This is a genomic window from Cellulophaga baltica (assembly GCF_018861125.1).
GTDB classification, from domain to species: domain Bacteria; phylum Bacteroidota; class Bacteroidia; order Flavobacteriales; family Flavobacteriaceae; genus Cellulophaga; species Cellulophaga baltica_A.
The window spans coordinates 282,274-299,641 of record NZ_JAHKQN010000013.1 but is presented as its reverse complement, the minus strand read 5'-3'; the positions used below and the strand labels follow the sequence as shown (position 1 = coordinate 299,641).

Genomic DNA, 17,368 nt, shown 5'->3' with positions numbered 1-17,368 from the left:
TGCGTTTAAAATTGTTTTTGCTTTTATTTTACGTACTGGTTCAAAGTTGTAATTCACAAAAAAAGGCAACCAATGGAAAATAATATTAGATTTGATATTAAAAGAATAAGCAGGCTCCAATAAAGATAACATTATGTATAGTACTTCTTGCAGGAAGTATATTTCTTTATTTAGCTATAAGTCCGTACTGTTAATCAGATAAATTTTATTAAAAACATCACAACTAACAAAAGGATATATACGATTTTGAAACTGAGAATAGTAGGAATTCTAATGGAGATTAATCTAGAAATAAATATACAAAAATTTTTTCATTGGAAGCAGAGGAGGTTATTATGGGGATGATGTAGTTTTCAAATGGACAAGTGATTATGCGGGAAGTTTTAAGTCAAAAAAGGGTATTATGTTTACTAACCGTAGTCCTTTTTTTGATCAAATGAATGGAATAATTAAGCTCTCTGATGTTGAATTGGAAGATTTATTGCTACAGGATATTTCTAATTATTATAACGATTACCCTATTCAATTGTCAGAAACTGTCCTAAGTATTGTTTCAAATGAAAAATATATTTTTATTCTGACTAAAGAAGCTGAGCTTTATAAGCTATTGAAGCTAAATTATGAAGGGGTTACTGAGTCTAAGAGAGAAATTAAAATTGATTTTAAAGAAGACAATATAATTGATGAATTATCTTTAAGCTATAAAAATGATCAATTATATTGGCTTTTAATTACTGATAGATTTTCTCAATGTATAACAATTGATAAAATTGATATATCTTTTTAAATTACTTGTATACTTAAACTACAAATTAAATAGTGTTTACACACATTTACACACATTTACACACTATTAAACAATTATGAAATTCTTCATGTAAATATAATTGTCTGATAATCAGCTTTAGTTGTAATTATTATGCCAACTTCTTATTTGTGGTATTATTATTTCAATAGATAACACGAGTTAAATATTTAAATAATAAGATCATGAGAAATTTAATAATAGCATTTATATTCACATTTATAGGTTTTACTGCCTTTGCAACTGAAAATAGTATTAAGCCAATTAAAACAACCAATGTTGCTTTTGAAGAGCCTTATACTGAAGTTGGAGTCGAAGAACTTCCTATGCCGGTTTTAGAATCTTTTTCTGAAAATTTTCCTGCAGCGGAAATTTATAAAGCATATGTAAATCAAGAAAAGCAATTTAAACTCGAAGTTGAGTTAAAGGATGGTAGTGTTGAAACACTAATTGCTGATGAAAATGGAAATTGGATAAAATAAAAAATCAGACAATGCCCGGTTTTGGTTTGATGGAGAAAGAGTGCTATATGCACTCTTTCTTTATTTTATTTATATCATTTTAAATAAGGGTAACTTAAATATTTAAACTTATGTTTTATATACAACAATATGTGTAAATATGATTCCTTGTTTTGCATACTCAGGTACATAATTATACATAATTTTAATTTCTATAAAATTTAAAATATTGATAATCAGGTATTTGTAAATTAAAATACTTTCGGCATTATTATTTCTATATACTTAATAAGTATAACAATAAAAACATACACATCATGAAAAAATTAATTCTAGCATCAGTATTTACATTCGTAGGTTTAACAGCAATTGCTCAAGAAGAAAATGTTGTAACCGTTGAAACAGCAGTTGAAGAGGTGACACCAATTCAAGATGAGTATTCAGAAATTTCTAAAGACGAATTACCAGAAGCAGTTACTGCGGCAGTAGCTAAAAATTACCCTACTGCGTCAATTGACAAAGCACACGTTAATGAAGATATGGAATACAAACTTGAAGTTTCATTAGAAGATGGTACATCTGGAACTTTATATGCTGATGAAGACGGAAATTGGTTAGACCAATAAAAATAATATCCAGTTTAGTTTAGTTTAGTTTGGTTGAGAGGGAGTGCTTAGGTGCTTCCTCTCTTTTTTGTTATAAAAAGTCTTGTTTCACTGTATATAATCTACACGAATTACAATTACTGTTCACACAATTACACAAGAAATATTTTGTTCAAACAAGTTAAATAATTGTAAATCAACGTTTTATATTTTGAGTCTGGCTATTTTTTACTTTGGTATTATATTTTCAATAGATATAACAAGATTAATAATAAAACAGACATATTATGAGACAATTAATATTAACATCAATATTCACACTTATAGCTTTAACGGCATTCGCAAAAAATAATAACGTAACATCATTAGATGCTTCAAGAATAATAATTGAACCAAAGACAGATGCGTTTATCAAAATAACTGAACAGAAATTACCTGAATTAGTTTTAAAAACCATAACTAAAAATTTTCCATCAGCTAAGATTGATGAAGCATTTGTAAATGATAAAAAACATTATAAGCTTAAATTATCATTAACGGATGGAGCTTCAGGAGTGTTGTATACTGATGAAAATGGAGAATGGTTGAATCAATAAAAATAATATCCAGTTTAGTTTGGTTGAGAGGGAGTACTTAGGTGCTTCCTCTTTTTTATTATAAATAGTTTGTATATAATCTACACGAATTATAATTACTGTTCACACAATTACACAAGTAATATTTTGTTTAAATAAATTAAATATATGTAAATCAGTACATTGTATTTTGAGTCTGGCTATTTTTTACTTTGGTATTATATTTTCAATAGGTGTAACAAGATTAATAATAAAATAGACATATTATGAAAAAATTAATTATAGCATCAGTATTTGCATTTGTAGGTTTAACTGCATTTGCACAAAATGTAGAAATCGCTTCAGTAGATAATAGAAATCATGTGGTTACCGTAAAAAAAGATAAGTTTACTAAAATTCATAAAGATAAATTACCACGGCCAGTAGTGAATGCAGTAGCTAAAAATTTTCCAACGGCTAAAATTGATGAAGCTTTTGTAAATGATAAAAAGCATTACAAATTAAAACTATCTTTAAGAGACGGTACGACAGGTACGTTTTATGCAGATAAAAATGGAAATTGGATAGACCAATAAAAAATTACCCAGTTTAGATTTGTATCAAGTTGGTTTGGTAGAGAAGGGGTGCGTTTGCATTCCTTCTCTTTTTTATGAAAACTTTAAAACTTATAGACAGGCTTTTCTGTTGTATTTTTGCGTATCTATACTAACAAAACCAATTTATGCCTAAAATATTAATTATTGAAGACGATACTGCCTTTTGCCAAATGCTACAAAAGTTTTTGACAAAAAAAGAATATGATGTTGAAATTAGTTTTAGTGCAGAAGACGGAATAAAAAAATTTAAAAGTGACAGCTTTGATGCCGTAATAACAGATCTTCGTTTACCTAATTATGATGGTATACAGTTATTAACAGATATTAAAACTGAAAACCCCAAAACACCAGTTATTGTTATGACTGGTTATGCAGAAGTTTCTACGGCAGTAAGAGCTATGAAAAAAGGAGCTTTTGATTATATTTCAAAACCATTTACACCTGAAGAAATTGTAATGCTTATTAAAAATGCATTACAAGATAAAGCTCCACAAGCAAAAACTAAGGCTACTCCTAAAGCTGAAAATACAACTGCTACTGCAGTTGAGGTAGATACTACGGCTAACAATGGAGCAATCTCAGGTATTAGTGATGCATCAAAAAAATTAAATGAATATATTAATTTGGTTGCACCAACTGATATGTCGCTTTTAATTACAGGTGAAAGTGGCACAGGTAAAGAGGTTACAGCTAAAGCAATTCATGATAAAAGTAAAAGAAGTGCTTTCAATTTTGTTGCGGTAGATTGTGGTGCTATTCCTAAAGAAATTGCAACAAGTGAGTTTTTTGGACATATAAAAGGAAGTTTTACAGGAGCTATAGAAGATAAAATTGGACATTTTGAAGCAGCTAATGGTGGTACCTTATTTTTAGATGAGATAGGAAATCTATCTTATGAAAATCAAATTCAATTATTACGTGCGTTACAAGAGCGTAAAATTAAACGTGTAGGTAGCACAAAAGAAATTGATGTTGATGTTCGTATTATAACAGCTACAAACGAAGATTTATTAGATGCTGTTGAAAAAGGTAACTTTAGAGAAGATTTGTATCATAGGATTAATGAGTTTTCTATTGAAATACCTTCTCTATATGACCGTTTAGAAGATTTACATTTATTTGCAGATTTCTTTTTAGATAAGGCAAACGCCTCATTAGGCAAAAATGTTTTTGGTTTTTCTGATGAAACAATTGCTGTTTTTAGAAAATACCACTGGCCAGGAAATTTAAGAGAATTACAGAATATAATTAAACGTTCAGTACTACTTACAACTGGTGACTATATTGAAATAACAGTTTTGCCAAAAGAACTTTTTGAAGAAAATAAAAAACCAGAAAGTACCAATTTCTCAAAAGATGCTTACGAGAAAGAGCAAATATTAAGAGCTTTAAAAGAAGCTAATTTCAATAAATCAAAAGCAGCAAAACTACTGCAGATTACTAGAAAAACCTTGTACAATAAAATTAACCATTATAATTTAGATTTATAGTCTCGTTAGCATTCAATGCTAATTTTAATGCAATACAATTATTTTGTAATTGATTGAACTTAGTTTTTAACTCTTTATCAGAGATATCATTGGGTTTTATTTTTTCAAAAGCTTCTAAAATAGCCACACTATCTGTGGCATTTACTTGCCTAAACATTGATAACATTCTATGCGAAACAGAATTTATAGTAGAAAAGTCGTTCTCTTGAGTAGCCTTTTTAAGTTGTATAATATTTTGATCTGTATCTTTTAAAAAGGTATGCAAAACCTCAATTAAACTATCGTTATTATCACCAATAAATGATTTAATGGTATTTAAATTATAAAGACTTGAAGTTGTGCTTTTTTTGTTACTAATCGCTTCTTTCGGAAGGCTGGCTTTAGGGAATAGTTTAGACAATTGTTCTAAAAACTGATTTTTAGTAAATGGTTTTTGTAATGTAGCAACAAAACCAACTTGACTATAAATTTGTTTATTCAAGTCTTTTCTGCCAGTCATAGCTAAAACAGGTTGATTATTATAATGTAAATAGTTGTCCTTTTTTAATTTCATAATAACCTCAAAGCCAGTAATATTAGGCATTTGAATATCGGTTAGAACAACATCGTATTTCAGAGTATTTTGTTTCGGTATTTTTGAGAAATCTGAATATGTAATTGCCTTTATTTTTGATGTCTCACAAACTTCTTTTAGTAACCGTAGCATAGCTAAGTCATCATCAATAATTAAAATGGAAAGGTTAGGGGCAAACTCTGTAACTTTTTTTTCAGCCACAGTTTTTGGTTTTACTTTAACTTTTGAAACCTTTAAAGGTATTTGTAAAGTAAACACACTACCACTTCCTTTTTCGCTTTCAAGGGATAAAGTACCATTTAACAAATCAGCTAATTTTTTAGATATAGTTAAACCTAAGCCATAGCCACCATATTTCTTTTCTGTACTATCATCAGCTTGTGTAAATTCTTTAAAAATAGTTTCTTGCTTATCTTCTTCTATACCTATACCTGAATCAATTACATGAATTATTGTTTGGTAAATTCCAGGTGTTTTTTCAGTCACAGTTGCTTTAATGGTAATGTGACCTTTGTGTGTAAATTTATAGGCATTACTAATAAGATTTGTAATTATTTGGCGTAACCTGAACGGATCGCCCAATACCATATGTTCTAATTTGTTGTCTATTTCAATATGTAGTTCAAGCTTCTTTTGCTTATTTATTTCTTGTAGTTCTAGAGCAGTATCATTCAATAAGTCTGAAAGGTTGAAAGGGATATTTTCAGTTTTTAATTTACCAGCTTCTAGTTTAGAGTAATCTAGTAAGTCATTTACTAAGCTATCAACATATGATGTGGCAGATTTTATATTTTTAAAATAAGAAGTTTGTTTTTGTGTAAGTGATGTATTTTCTATCAATTCTGAATAGCCTGAAATTGTATTCAGTGGCGTTCTTAAATCATGACTTACCGTTGCAATTAATTGATCCCTACTTTTTAGTAATGATTCAGAAAACTTTTTCTCTTTCTCTAAATTTTGTCTGTAGGCTTGTACTTGCCAATAATCACGAGTAATTAAAAAAGTAAATATACCAACAATTAAAAACCCAAGTAAAGCTGCAATACCAGCCAATCGAGTACTCTTTTTTAATATATCGTCTTTTTTTTGATTGTTGATATTTGTGGTATGAATAACTTCTTCTTCGAAAGCTGTAATTATATTTCTTAATTGTTGTGAAAGTTCTAAATCATTTTTATTAATTTCTTTTTCTTTTTTAGCCAAGTTTCTTTGCGAAATAAGGTCTTTATTTTTGGCATCTGAAAGTATCTTTTTTGATGATCTAATAATAGAATCAATCTTTTCGGGGTCAGTAATATTTTTTCCATCATCAGGTACATTTGCATTTAATAAAGCAACCCATTCATCAAGAACTTTACGTTCATAATCTGGCAATTTTTCTGGGTTTTCATTAAAATCATAAATAGAAATTTTATCAAATGAAGCTTCTAGTTGTAAAAATTTATTTAAAGCAGCATCTAACGAGCTATTGGCTTCGTTTTCTAATTTAAGCCTTCTTAATACTTCGTTATTATAAGTTTTTTGTTTTAAGAGTTCTTGAACACTGTCTAATAAGCTAAGTTGGTATTCACTTGTAATTACATTTTTAAGAGAGTCAATTTCAATTGAAACAGAATCAATTTTTTTAGCATAAACACTAAAGCTTTCTTTTGTTTTATTTTGCAAAGCCAGTTTTGATAAACTTTCTGCCTCATAAAGTTGTGTTAGTAATGAGCTGGTTTTTATAAGCTTGGTGTCGTTTTTTGCGGTCTTATTAGTAGCTAAGTAAGCTTTTGCCTCCGATAATATAAAGATACCCGATGCTAATGCTAATCCGCCTAAAATTAGGTAACTTAAAATAATTCGTAAAGTAAATTTCTTTTTAGATTTATTTTCTTGCATACAATTTTTTACTTGAGTAATACGTACGTTTTAAAGGGTAAAACAGTTGGCAAAGTAGTGTTAATTAATCAATATTTTGTTTTAAATATAGCTGTTTTAGGCTAAAAAAGTTAGTTGTTTTATTATTCTGAAAATAAATATTGTTTATTTCGAATACGATTTTATATTTGCACCATCTCAAAGGGGTGCTGATAACCAAAATTATACAATTAATTTAGTTTGAAGCTGAGATTATACCCAATGAACCTGGGCGGGTAATGCTGCCAAGGGAAGCGTATATCGCCATTAGGAACGTGTAACGGTTTCATACTTTTAAAAAGTAAAAGCCAAACTCAATTTTAACAAGAATAACAGCCCCTTTTATTTGTCACTAACTATTAGTACGAATGAAAATGCTTTTTTCAAATTCCAAAATTTCGCCATTCTCTCAAAATGGCAGCACTAAGCACATAGTGCAAAACAAAATTTTAGCAGTAACGCTACTATTTGCAACTCTAAATGCTTTTTCTCAACAACCAAAAGACTCTTTAGAAGGCAAAAAAGTGGTCTTAGCTGAGGTTTTTGTATCTGCACTTAGAGTTACAAAAGAAACTCCGGTTACTTTCTCAAACCTCACTAAAGAGCAAATTAAACCTAGAAATTTAGGTCAAGATATACCTATTTTAATGAACTTTTTGCCATCAGTAGTAACAACTTCTGATGCTGGTGCAGGTGTTGGTTATACAGGTATTCGTGTCCGTGGTAGTGATGCAACTAGAGTAAATGTAACTATAAACGGAATACCTTATAATGACTCAGAATCACACGGTACTTTTTGGGTGAATATGCCCGATTTTGCTTCTTCAACTGAAAGTTTACAATTGCAACGTGGTGTAGGTTCTTCAACTAACGGTGCAGGAGCTTTTGGTGCGAGTTTAAATTTATTAACAGACGCTGTTTCGCAAGAGGCATATGGTCAAATCTCTACCTCAATAGGTAGTTTTAACACTTTAAAAAACACTTTAAAATTTAGTACTGGTTTGCTGAATGATTATGTAGAAATTTCAGGTAGATTGTCGCAAATTAATTCTGATGGTTATATTGATAGAGCTTCTTCAGATCTTGAATCATATTTTTTGCAAGCTGCTTATTATGATGACAATACTTTATTAAAAGCGATTCTTTTTGGTGGACATGAAGTTACATACCAAGCTTGGTACGGTACGCCATTGGCTAGAATAGAAAATGATGCGCAAGGTATTGAAGATTTTATAGTTGAAAATGGACTTACGGAATCTGAAGCTGAAAATTTAAGAAACTCAGATCGTAAGTATAATTATTATACCTATGATAATGAGGTAGATAATTACAAGCAAAACCACGCGCAATTACTTTGGAACGAAACTTTAAATGAAAATTGGAGTACAAACCTAGCATTTCATTATACTAAAGGTAGTGGCTATTTTGAGCAATATAGAGAAGAGGATGATTTTGAAACTTATGGTTTTGAGACCATTACTGTTGATGGTGAAGAAGTAAACACTACCGATCTTATTCGTAGACGTTGGTTAGATAATGATTTTTATGGTACTGTGTTTTCTGCTAATTATAAAAAAGAGAATATAGACTTAATTATTGGTGGTGGTTATAATAAATATGAAGGCGAGCACTACGGTGAAATTATTTGGGCTAGGTATGCAACTACTAGTAATATTAACGACCGATATTATGATGATAATTCTACTAAAACAGATTTTAATATCTATTCTAAAATAAACTACAAGCTTAATAAGCAATGGAGTCTTTTTGGTGATTTACAGTACAGAACTGTTGGCTATGAAGCAAATGGTGAAGATACTGGTTTGGTTGATGATACTTTTAATTTTTTCAACCCTAAAGCCGGTATAACTTATGATATGAATAGGAATAATAATTTATATTTTTCGTATGCCGTAGCAAATAGAGAACCTAATAGAAATGATTATGAAAGTGGAAACCCTAAGCCTGAAAAATTAAGCGATTTTGAATTAGGGTGGAGATATGTTTCTGAAAAATTACAATTGAATACTAATGTGTATTACATGAATTATAAAGATCAATTGGTTTTAACGGGTGAATTAAATGATGTAGGGGCACCTTTAAGAGAAAATGTTGGTGATAGTTACCGTTTAGGTCTTGAGATTGATGCTAATATAGCATTAGGAGATCATTTTTCATTTAGACCAACATTAACTTTAAGTGAAAATAAAAATAAAGATTTTTATTTTCAAAGAGATGGTGTATTGCAGAATCTTGGTAATACAGAAATTTCTTTTTCACCTAGCGTAATTGCAGGTATGGCTTTCTCATATATGCCAACAGATAATTTACAATTTGTATTGTTAGGTAAACACGTAGGTGAACAGTATATGGGAAATATTGATGCAGAGAGTTCAATATTAGATGCGTATTCTCAATTTGATTTTAACGTGCAGTATGAGATTAACACCAATACATTTATTAAAAGTATCGTAGTATCAGGTTTAGTTAATAATATTTTTAATGAACTTTATGAGTCTAACGGATATTTTTATACTTATGATGATACTTGGTCAACTCCAGGTGAAACAACTACAATTGAAGGTGCAGCTTATTATCCGCAAGCAGGAACAAATTATTTATTAGGAGCTACGTTTAATTTTTGAGTAACTTAATCTATATAAGGCAAAGGGAATTCCAGCATAATTGGAATTCCCTTTTTTTATTTTTTACTTTTGTTATTGTAAACGTATAAAAGCATTAAAAATGAATAAGCCAGTTAGATGGGGAATTATCGGATGTGGATCAGTAACGGAGGTTAAAAGTGGTCCGCCTTATAAAAATACTACTGGTTTTAGTTTAGATGCTGTTATGCGCAGAGATAAAGCTAAAGTTGAAGATTATGCCAAACGTCATGGAGTGCCAAAAGCATATACTGATGCCTCAGATTTGATAAATGACCCAGATATTGATGCTATTTATATTGCAACACCGCCAGACACGCATAAATTATATGGTTTAGAAGTTGCAAATGCTGACAAGCCTTGTTGTATAGAGAAGCCTTTAGCGCCAAATTATGAAGATAGTTTGGCTATAGTTGAAGCATTCAAAGCTAAAAACATACCGCTTTTCGTTGCTTATTACAGACGTTCATTACCACGTTTTTTACAAGTAGAAAATTGGTTAAGAACAAAAAAAATAGGAGAGGTGAGAAGCATTTGTTGGAATTTATTTAAGCCTGCAAATGACATTGATTTAAGTGGTGAGTACAATTGGCGAACCGATAAAAAAATTGCTCCGGGTGGTTATTTTGATGATTTAGCTTGTCATGGGTTAGATCTGTTTGCTTATTTATTAGGTGCAATTAAAACAGCTCATGGTGTTAGTACGAATCAACAAGGTTTATATACGGGAAAAGATGCGATAACAGCTTCTTGGATGCATGAAAATGGGGTTACAGGTTTGGCAAACTGGAATTTTGGAAGTTATAAACGAGAAGATAAAGTTGAAATAATAGGTACAAAAGGTCGTATTCAATTTTCAGTATTTTCAGAAGAAGATATTGTGTTAGAAAATGAATCGGGTATTCAAAAGTTGTTTATTGAAAACCCAAAACACGTACAACAATATCATGTTGAAAATTTAAAAGCTGATTTAGTTGATGGCAAAAAGCATTCATCAACGGGTGAAACTGCATTAGAAGCAAATTGGGTAATGAGTCAAATACTTAAATAAGTACTTAGTTTGAAACTGAAATAATATTACCACTAGCTGTCACTGTGTATTCAAGCATGTTGTAATAACCATCTACACTATCCTCAACTTCACTTAGTAATTGACCGGTAAATAAAGTGTAGTTATAATCTTCACAAGAACAAGTAACCGAGTTGCCACTGCTATCTAAAGTCATTGTAGAACAACTACTAATGGCGTGGTTTGGGCAACTAGCCTCATATGCTCTATAACCACTAAACGATGTGCTGGTTTTTATAACAAATATGCCGTTAATTCCTGCTTGGCTATTATCAATATATACTGAGCTACCTTCGTTAGTTAATGAACTATATAAAGGTAAATTTGTGTTAATTGTGTAACTAAAATTATACTCCGTTAAGTACGGATTTCTGTTTGTGCTATTGCTATCACAGGCACTAAATAAAATCAACAAAAAAACTCCAAAACATCTCTTCATAACATCATTGTTAATTGGTAATTGAATTACAAAGTTGAACAAAAAAAATGTATATTTGTCTTAAATCCTCTTGAAAAAAGAGGATTTTCTTATTTTATTAAACGTTATACTTATGAGTAAAACATCTTATTATACAGCAGAAGGATTAAAGAAGTTGAGAGACGAGCTTAATCAACTTAAAGATATTGAGCGCCCAAAAGCTTCAAGAGCTATTGCAGAGGCTAGAGATAAAGGAGATTTATCTGAAAATGCTGAATATGATGCTGCTAAAGAAGCTCAGGGATTATTAGAACTTAGAATTTCTAAATTAGAAGAAACATATGCAAATGCTCGTTTAATTGACGAGTCTCAATTAGATACCTCTAAGGCTTTAGTGCTTTCAACTGTTAAACTGAAAAATCAGAACAACGGTATGGAAATGAAATATACATTAGTAGCTGAAAGTGAAGCAGATTTAAAGACCGGAAAAATTTCTGTAAACTCTCCAATAGGTAAAGGCTTATTGGGTAAAAAAGTAGGCGAAATAGCTGAAATAAAAATACCTAGTGGGATTTTAAAACTTGAGATTTTAGAAATTACAAGAGCTTAACCAGTTCAATTTTTTAGTATCTTAGAAGAGATATTTTTTTTAAAAGTTATATAATGTTTGAATTAACCTATAGGTCTTTAGCTGTTTCTAGTATTAGTAAACAAGAAATTACATCAATATTAGAAGAGGCGAACGACTTTAATTCTAAGCATAATATTACAGGTTGTTTAGTTTATTATAACAACCATTTTATTCAAATTTTAGAAGGCGAAAAAAAAATTGTAAAAGACATTTATAAAAAAATAAGTACTGATAAAAGGCATAAAAATGTTATAACATTGTCAGAGGGGGAAAAAGATATTAAGTTTTTTCCTGATTGGAATATGGCATACGCTAGCCCAAATGCATCTGAAGTACATTTAGAAGAAGTTAAAATGTACGCAAACAATCTTTTATTACTGTCTGAGTTCATGGACAAGCCAACAACTACTTTAAAAATGTTTTGGGAAGGTATTAGAAGGGTTATAGAAGAACCGAAGTATTAATTTTACAAATTAAAAAATGGCTACTATTTTTACAAAAATTATAAACGGTGAAATTCCTTGTTATAAAATAGCTGAAGATGCTGATTTTTTTGCCTTTTTAGATATTAACCCTAATGCGGTGGGGCATACACTTTGTATCCCTAAAAAAGAAGTAGATAAGCTTACTGACTTAGATGAGGCTACCTACACTGGTTTAATGGCATTTTCAAGAAAAGTAAGTTTGGCTTTAGAAAAAACGGTAGATTGCAAGCGTGTTGGTATGACGGTTATCGGACTTGAAGTGCCCCATGTTCATGTACATTTAATACCTTTAAACGACATGAAAGATGCTACTTTTCAGAAAAAAGAAAACCTAACTAAAGAAGAATTTGAAACAATTGCGGCTAAAATAAGTGAGGCATTGTAATCGTTTAGTTTACTAATAATCCACTTTCAAGCATAAAATAAACTCCTGCAGCAATTACAGCTATTACTACTAATAAAATTATGTAGAATAGTGAGGTGAATTTTACCGATGATTTTTGTGGCGTTGCCATTTTTTGATAGTATTCAAAAACACGTTCTATATCTGGTGTATACGCAACAGGATAAATTTGTGTGTGACAAGTTTTACATTTTAATTCCGAAGTAATTTCGTTTGTAGTTTTGTGTACAAATTTACCGTAGCTATGTTTCTGGAAAAAAGAAAGTTTTAGTTCTTGATTAAAGCATTCAGGACAGTTGTTAGTTAAATCAGCCTCTTTAATCACCTCATGTTTAATCTTTGCCATAACGCATCTCTCTAATTAATTTTAAAGGACATTTTCATAATAGTGCCTTCTTTACTTGAAGAAAGTACTCTTATTTTCCCTTTATGATATTCCTCTACAATTCGTTTCACTAATGATAATCCTAAGCCCCAACCTCTTTTTTTAGAAGTAACACCAGGATTGAAAATAGTTGTATAGTCTTTTTTTAATATACCATGGCCAGTATCAGTCACTAAAACTACGGCATTATTTCCTTCTTTTAAAATTTCAATGCTGATGCAACCTTTACCGCGCATGGCATCAATACCATTTTTAACCAAGTTTTCAATAGTCCATTGGTATAATGATTTGTTTAGTTGTACGGGTAAAGTGGTTATTTGGCTCTCAAAAGAAAATAAAATTAGTTTTGAGCTTCTTCTTTTTAAGTAATCAAAAGCATTTTTTGTTTCAGTAACAATATCAAGTTCTTCAAGTATAGGTAACGATCCAATTTTTGAAAAACGTTCGGTAATTGTTTCCAGTCGTGTAATATCTTTTTCTATTTCTGACGTAATGCTAGGATTTATATTTTCAGCCTTTAAAAGTTCATTCCAACCTAATAATGAAGTTAAAGGGGTTCCTATTTGGTGCGCAGTTTCTTTTGCCATTCCGGCCCAAAGTTTATTCTGTTCTGATGATTTATTTGTTTTGAAAAAGAAATAGATTACGGCGCCAAATAAAAACATAATAAGCAATAATGCTATTGGATAAAATTTCAATTTGTTAAGTACTTCGGAGTTTCCGTAGTAAAGTGTTGCTAAATCTTCACCTTTATGATCAATTTTTATAGGAGTGTTTTCTGCTTTAAATTGGCGTATTTTTGCCTCAATCAAAGCAGTGTCATTAATGGCATCTTTAGGCATGTTACTCACCTTAATAGCGCCATCTCTATTAACCAAAACCATTGGTGTTGAGGTGTTATTCTGAAATATTTTTAAAGGTAAATTTCCTGGGTCAGCATCAGCGGGTAGTGATTGTAGTTCAACCAAAGCACTTGCCCAAATTTCAACTTTGTTGCGTTCTTCTTCTTTAAATTTTTTAAAAAAACTATTGGTGTTCCATAGTATAAGACATACAATAGCAAACGAGGCAATTTGTAATATTATAGTTGTAGTTTTCTTTTCAGGATTAAAGTTCATTCTTGCAAATGGTTAATTCTCTGACAATATAACGTAATTAGTTAAAAGATATTCTATCTAACTTAGTCCTATTCAATTTTTCATAAATGGCGTTAATTTATGTACTTTTGCAGTGCTTGTGTTTGAAATGATTTCTTTTTCATTCAAATACAGACAGTAACGTAAAAGCACAAGAATATTTCACATATAAATTACACACTTTCTACTAAGAAAGTAGTATCATCAAATTAAGAGAAGAATGGAAGTACAAGGAAAAGTTAAAATGGTTGGCGAAACGCAAACTTTTGGAAATAACGGTTTTAGAAAAAGAGAAGTAGTTGTAACTACTGAAGAGCAGTATCCACAACACATAATGGTTGAATTTGTACAAGATAAATGTGATTTATTAAATAGTGTGCAAGTAGGTCAATCTGTTAAAATAGGTATTAACTTAAGAGGTAGAGAATGGGTTAACCCGCAAGGAGAAACTAAGTATTTTAATTCTATTCAAGGTTGGAGAATTGAAAATTTACAAGCAGCGGCAGCTCCTGATGCAGGTATGCCTCCTGTTCCTCCAATGGATGCTTTTCAACCAGCAGATAATTTAAATGAAGAAGATCACGACGATTTACCTTTCTAAAAAAAATAAATATTTGACAAAAGGCTTATTTAGGATACTAAATAAGCCTTTTGTTTTTTATATTGTATTGATATTATAACAATCACCTCTCTTAATTAGTATGTATTTCTTATCAGATAAATTAGTTTTTCCAGCTGTAGAAGAAGCAAGCCCGGAAGGTATATTGGCTGTTGGTGGTGATTTATCTCCTGAGCGATTAATATTGGCATATAAAAGTGGAATTTTCCCTTGGTTTGATGACGATCGACAAATATTATGGTGGAGCCCTGACCCTCGTATGGTACTTTACCCAAATAATGTTCGGATATCAAAAAGTATGTGTAAAGTCCTAAAAAGTAATCAGTTTAGATTAACTAAAAATACTTGTTTTGATGTTGTTATTGATAACTGCGCGAAAATTAAGCGAGAATTTCAAAATGGCACGTGGATTACGAGTAATATGAAGAATGCCTACACAAAACTTCATGAAATAGGAATTGCAAAATCTTATGAGGTTTGGGAGAATGATGTTTTAGTTGGTGGCTTGTATGGTATAGATTTAGGACATGTTTTTTGTGGTGAGAGTATGTTTAGTACAGTAAGTAATGCATCAAAATTTGCTTTTATTCATTTAGCACAAGAATTAGCCTTAAAAAACTATACATTAATTGATTGTCAAGTGTATACTGAGCACCTAGAAAGCTTAGGTGCAGTTGAAATATCAAGAGATAAATTTATTAAAACTTTACAAGGAAAAGATTAGTGAAGAAGTAATTAAATAAGCGTGGCTATCATCATGCGTATAATTTTCATACCTATAATCTATACCTGCATGTAGTTTTGTTTTTTCGGTGAGTTGCATTCCAATATTACCAATAAAACGGTGGTCATAAATAGGTTTGCTTTCTTCTTTCACACTTAATAAAGCTTCAGTCCCCGCTATTAAATAAAATTCGCCAACATCTACCATTTCTCCTGAAAATGGAAAATCTAAAGTAAACCTGTACCTAAACCTATGTGCAGTATTTGAATTGAATAAACGTTGTTCAGCCCTTAGCCTATGACCGTAACGTACAATTTTTGGTTTGTGTTTAATACTGTATTGTTCGGTAATTCTAAGCTCATCTTCTTGGCTGTTTCCAAAATTTGCTCTAAATCGGTATAAAACACCTAGTGCGATACTTTGGTTTTCTCTAATTTTTAATTCCGAAAAATGAGCTACATCTATATGCCTAGCTTTAGTATATTGCTCATTATCTTTATAAATATAAGATCTATTTGCTACTGAAAAAATATGCTTATAGCCGGCAGTAACTCTATAATTTAGTGCAATAACTGGTTCAACATAAACTGTAGGTGTATTTTGTGCTAGAGTATTTGTAATAATTAATAAACTAAAAATAAAAAAAGTTTTTTTAGTAAAGGATGTGATCATAATTAGGTGGAAGTGATTTTTTTATGCTTTTGAAATTACCACCAGCATCAAATAAAATTTGAAAATCTTCATATTTAGCTTCTTTTTTACCCGCAACCATTAGCTCATAGTTTACGGTAGGTAACATTAAATTTTGAAAAGCATTTTTTAAGGTAGTTTCGGTGCTAGTAAGCGTTGTAGCTTTATATTGTTGCTGTATTTTTTGTATTTTATACATGCTATAAGTATTGTGTAAATACCTTTCAATTGCTTCATAACTATCATTTGGGATATCTACACTTTTTATTTTTATTTCAATATCTTCTAGTTCACCTTGAGTATCAAATTCAATACTATACCACAAACGTGCTTTTTTAAACTTTACTTCAAAACTTGTAATGCTACTATCAATTTCTTTATAGTATTTTATTCTTTTGGCATCACTAAGTCTGGTTTCAATTAACTGTAATGCTTTAGGAGGAAATTCTTTTTTACGAATACGGAATTCACGTTCGTATTTTTCTTGAGCAACTACACTAAAAGTGCTGAAAATGAATGATAATACGACTAAAAAATTAAACTTCTTCATACCTAAAACAATTTATTTCATGGTCATTAACCATACCAGTTGCTTGCATAAACGCGTAAATAACAGTGCTACCTACGAATTTAAAACCTCTTTTTTTCAAATCTTTGCTAATTGTATCAGAAAGTTCGGTGTTTGCAGGTGCTTCTTTATAATGGGCTACTTTGTTTTTTATTGTCTGGTTGTTCACAAAACTCCAAATATAAATGCTAAAGCTTCCAAATTCTTCTTGAATTTTAAGGTAAGCTTTAGCATTTGAAATGGTAGCTCGTACCTTTAGTTTGTTTCTAATAATACCTGAGTTTTGTAAAAGTAATGCTATTTTATCTTCATCGTAATCACTAATTTTTAGGTAATCAAAATTATCAAAAGCTTCTCTAAAATTTTCGCGTTTACGTAATATGGTTATCCAACTTAGTCCAGCCTGGAATGTTTCTAAAACCAAAAACTCAAAAAGAGCATCATCATTTTTTTCGGGCACACCCCATTCTAAATCATGATAAGCTTCGTAAAGTTTGTCGCCTACACACCAGCCACACCTGTGTTTTTCCATAATTTATATCAAAATATCTAAGGTACTTAAATTTTGTAAT

At 30.4% G+C, this 17,368-nt stretch carries 20 protein-coding genes; 13 read left to right on the top strand and 7 right to left on the bottom strand.

Annotated features, from left to right (window positions below):
- Positions 1-403 precede the first annotated feature (403 nt).
- From KO500_RS04080 to KO500_RS04055, 6 genes are all read left to right on the top strand, one after another.
- Complete coding sequence (locus KO500_RS04080; RefSeq protein WP_215955224.1) at positions 404-787, top strand: hypothetical protein; 384 nt, start codon at positions 404-406, stop codon at positions 785-787.
- A 203-nt stretch (positions 788-990) separates the two neighbouring features.
- Positions 991-1,287: a hypothetical protein gene (locus KO500_RS04075; protein ID WP_215955223.1), complete on the top strand. Its 297-nt coding sequence runs from the start codon at positions 991-993 to the stop codon at positions 1,285-1,287.
- 296 nt (positions 1,288-1,583) lie between these two features.
- Positions 1,584-1,892, top strand: coding sequence for a hypothetical protein (locus tag KO500_RS04070; protein WP_215955222.1), 309 nt, complete (start codon positions 1,584-1,586; stop codon positions 1,890-1,892).
- A gap of 266 nt (positions 1,893-2,158) precedes the next feature.
- Positions 2,159-2,467, top strand: coding sequence for a hypothetical protein (locus KO500_RS04065; RefSeq protein ID WP_215955221.1), 309 nt, complete (start codon positions 2,159-2,161; stop codon positions 2,465-2,467).
- Positions 2,468-2,712: 245 nt separating this feature from the next.
- Positions 2,713-3,021, top strand: coding sequence for a hypothetical protein (locus tag KO500_RS04060; protein WP_215955220.1), 309 nt, complete (start codon positions 2,713-2,715; stop codon positions 3,019-3,021).
- 146 nt (positions 3,022-3,167) lie between these two features.
- Entirely contained in the window at positions 3,168-4,532 is a 1,365-nt protein-coding gene (locus tag KO500_RS04055) for a sigma-54-dependent transcriptional regulator (RefSeq protein ID WP_215955219.1), read from the top strand.
- Here KO500_RS04055 and KO500_RS04050 read toward each other — a convergent pair.
- Positions 4,507-6,987: a hybrid sensor histidine kinase/response regulator gene (locus KO500_RS04050; RefSeq protein ID WP_215955218.1), complete on the bottom strand. Its 2,481-nt coding sequence runs from the start codon at positions 6,985-6,987 to the stop codon at positions 4,507-4,509. The genes KO500_RS04055 and KO500_RS04050 overlap by 26 nt on opposite strands.
- Before the next feature lie 386 nt (positions 6,988-7,373).
- On the opposite strand from KO500_RS04050, the gene KO500_RS04045 reads away from it, so the two are divergent.
- Positions 7,374-9,650 (top strand): TonB-dependent receptor, encoded by a 2,277-nt coding sequence (locus KO500_RS04045; RefSeq protein WP_436835708.1) that lies wholly within the window; start codon positions 7,374-7,376, stop codon positions 9,648-9,650.
- Between the two features lie 100 nt (positions 9,651-9,750).
- Positions 9,751-10,719 carry a Gfo/Idh/MocA family protein gene (locus KO500_RS04040; protein ID WP_215955217.1) on the top strand — a complete coding sequence of 323 codons (969 nt, stop codon included), beginning with the start codon at positions 9,751-9,753 and terminating at the stop codon, positions 10,717-10,719.
- A 4-nt stretch (positions 10,720-10,723) separates the two neighbouring features.
- On the opposite strand, the gene KO500_RS04035 is transcribed toward KO500_RS04040, so the two are convergent.
- Positions 10,724-11,176, bottom strand: coding sequence for a hypothetical protein (locus KO500_RS04035; protein ID WP_215955216.1), 453 nt, complete (start codon positions 11,174-11,176; stop codon positions 10,724-10,726).
- A gap of 112 nt (positions 11,177-11,288) precedes the next feature.
- Here KO500_RS04035 and greA point away from each other — a divergent pair, with 112 nt between their 5' ends.
- Genes greA through KO500_RS04020 form a run of 3 tightly spaced genes read left to right on the top strand, consistent with a single transcriptional unit; the run spans position 11,289 to position 12,656 of the window.
- The gene (greA, locus tag KO500_RS04030) at positions 11,289-11,765 is read left to right on the top strand and encodes a transcription elongation factor GreA (RefSeq protein ID WP_215955215.1); all 477 of its coding nucleotides are present in this window, start codon (positions 11,289-11,291) and stop codon (positions 11,763-11,765) included.
- A 53-nt stretch (positions 11,766-11,818) separates the two neighbouring features.
- On the top strand, positions 11,819-12,250 hold the full coding sequence (locus KO500_RS04025) for a BLUF domain-containing protein (protein WP_215955214.1): 432 nt from the start codon (positions 11,819-11,821) through the stop codon (positions 12,248-12,250).
- 16 nt (positions 12,251-12,266) lie between these two features.
- Positions 12,267-12,656 (top strand): HIT family protein, encoded by a 390-nt coding sequence (locus KO500_RS04020; RefSeq protein WP_215955213.1) that lies wholly within the window; start codon positions 12,267-12,269, stop codon positions 12,654-12,656.
- 4 nt (positions 12,657-12,660) lie between these two features.
- Here KO500_RS04020 and KO500_RS04015 read toward each other — a convergent pair whose 3' ends face one another.
- Together KO500_RS04015 and KO500_RS04010 are read right to left on the bottom strand one after the other, a co-directional pair.
- Positions 12,661-13,020: a hypothetical protein gene (locus KO500_RS04015; RefSeq protein ID WP_215955212.1), complete on the bottom strand. Its 360-nt coding sequence runs from the start codon at positions 13,018-13,020 to the stop codon at positions 12,661-12,663.
- Positions 13,021-13,031: 11 nt separating this feature from the next.
- On the bottom strand, positions 13,032-14,177 hold the full coding sequence (locus KO500_RS04010; protein ID WP_215955211.1) for a sensor histidine kinase: 1,146 nt from the start codon (positions 14,175-14,177) through the stop codon (positions 13,032-13,034).
- A 238-nt stretch (positions 14,178-14,415) separates the two neighbouring features.
- Between KO500_RS04010 and KO500_RS04005 the strand changes: the two genes are divergently transcribed.
- Together KO500_RS04005 and aat are read left to right on the top strand one after the other, a co-directional pair.
- On the top strand, positions 14,416-14,796 hold the full coding sequence (locus KO500_RS04005) for a DUF3127 domain-containing protein (RefSeq protein ID WP_215955210.1): 381 nt from the start codon (positions 14,416-14,418) through the stop codon (positions 14,794-14,796).
- Between the two features lie 100 nt (positions 14,797-14,896).
- Positions 14,897-15,538: a leucyl/phenylalanyl-tRNA--protein transferase gene (aat, locus tag KO500_RS04000; protein ID WP_215955209.1), complete on the top strand. Its 642-nt coding sequence runs from the start codon at positions 14,897-14,899 to the stop codon at positions 15,536-15,538.
- Here aat and KO500_RS03995 read toward each other — a convergent pair.
- The 3 genes from KO500_RS03995 to KO500_RS03985 are packed head-to-tail and all read right to left on the bottom strand — an operon-like array spanning position 15,521 to position 17,328.
- Positions 15,521-16,210 carry a DUF2490 domain-containing protein gene (locus KO500_RS03995; protein WP_215955208.1) on the bottom strand — a complete coding sequence of 230 codons (690 nt, stop codon included), beginning with the start codon at positions 16,208-16,210 and terminating at the stop codon, positions 15,521-15,523. The two genes, aat and KO500_RS03995, sit on opposite strands and share 18 nt — an antisense overlap.
- The gene (locus KO500_RS03990; RefSeq protein WP_215955207.1) at positions 16,191-16,778 is read right to left on the bottom strand and encodes a hypothetical protein; all 588 of its coding nucleotides are present in this window, start codon (positions 16,776-16,778) and stop codon (positions 16,191-16,193) included. The genes KO500_RS03995 and KO500_RS03990 overlap by 20 nt, the downstream gene beginning before the upstream one ends.
- Entirely contained in the window at positions 16,765-17,328 is a 564-nt protein-coding gene (locus tag KO500_RS03985) for a DNA-3-methyladenine glycosylase I (protein WP_215955206.1), read from the bottom strand. The genes KO500_RS03990 and KO500_RS03985 overlap by 14 nt, the downstream gene beginning before the upstream one ends.
- Positions 17,329-17,368: the final 40 nt, after the last annotated feature.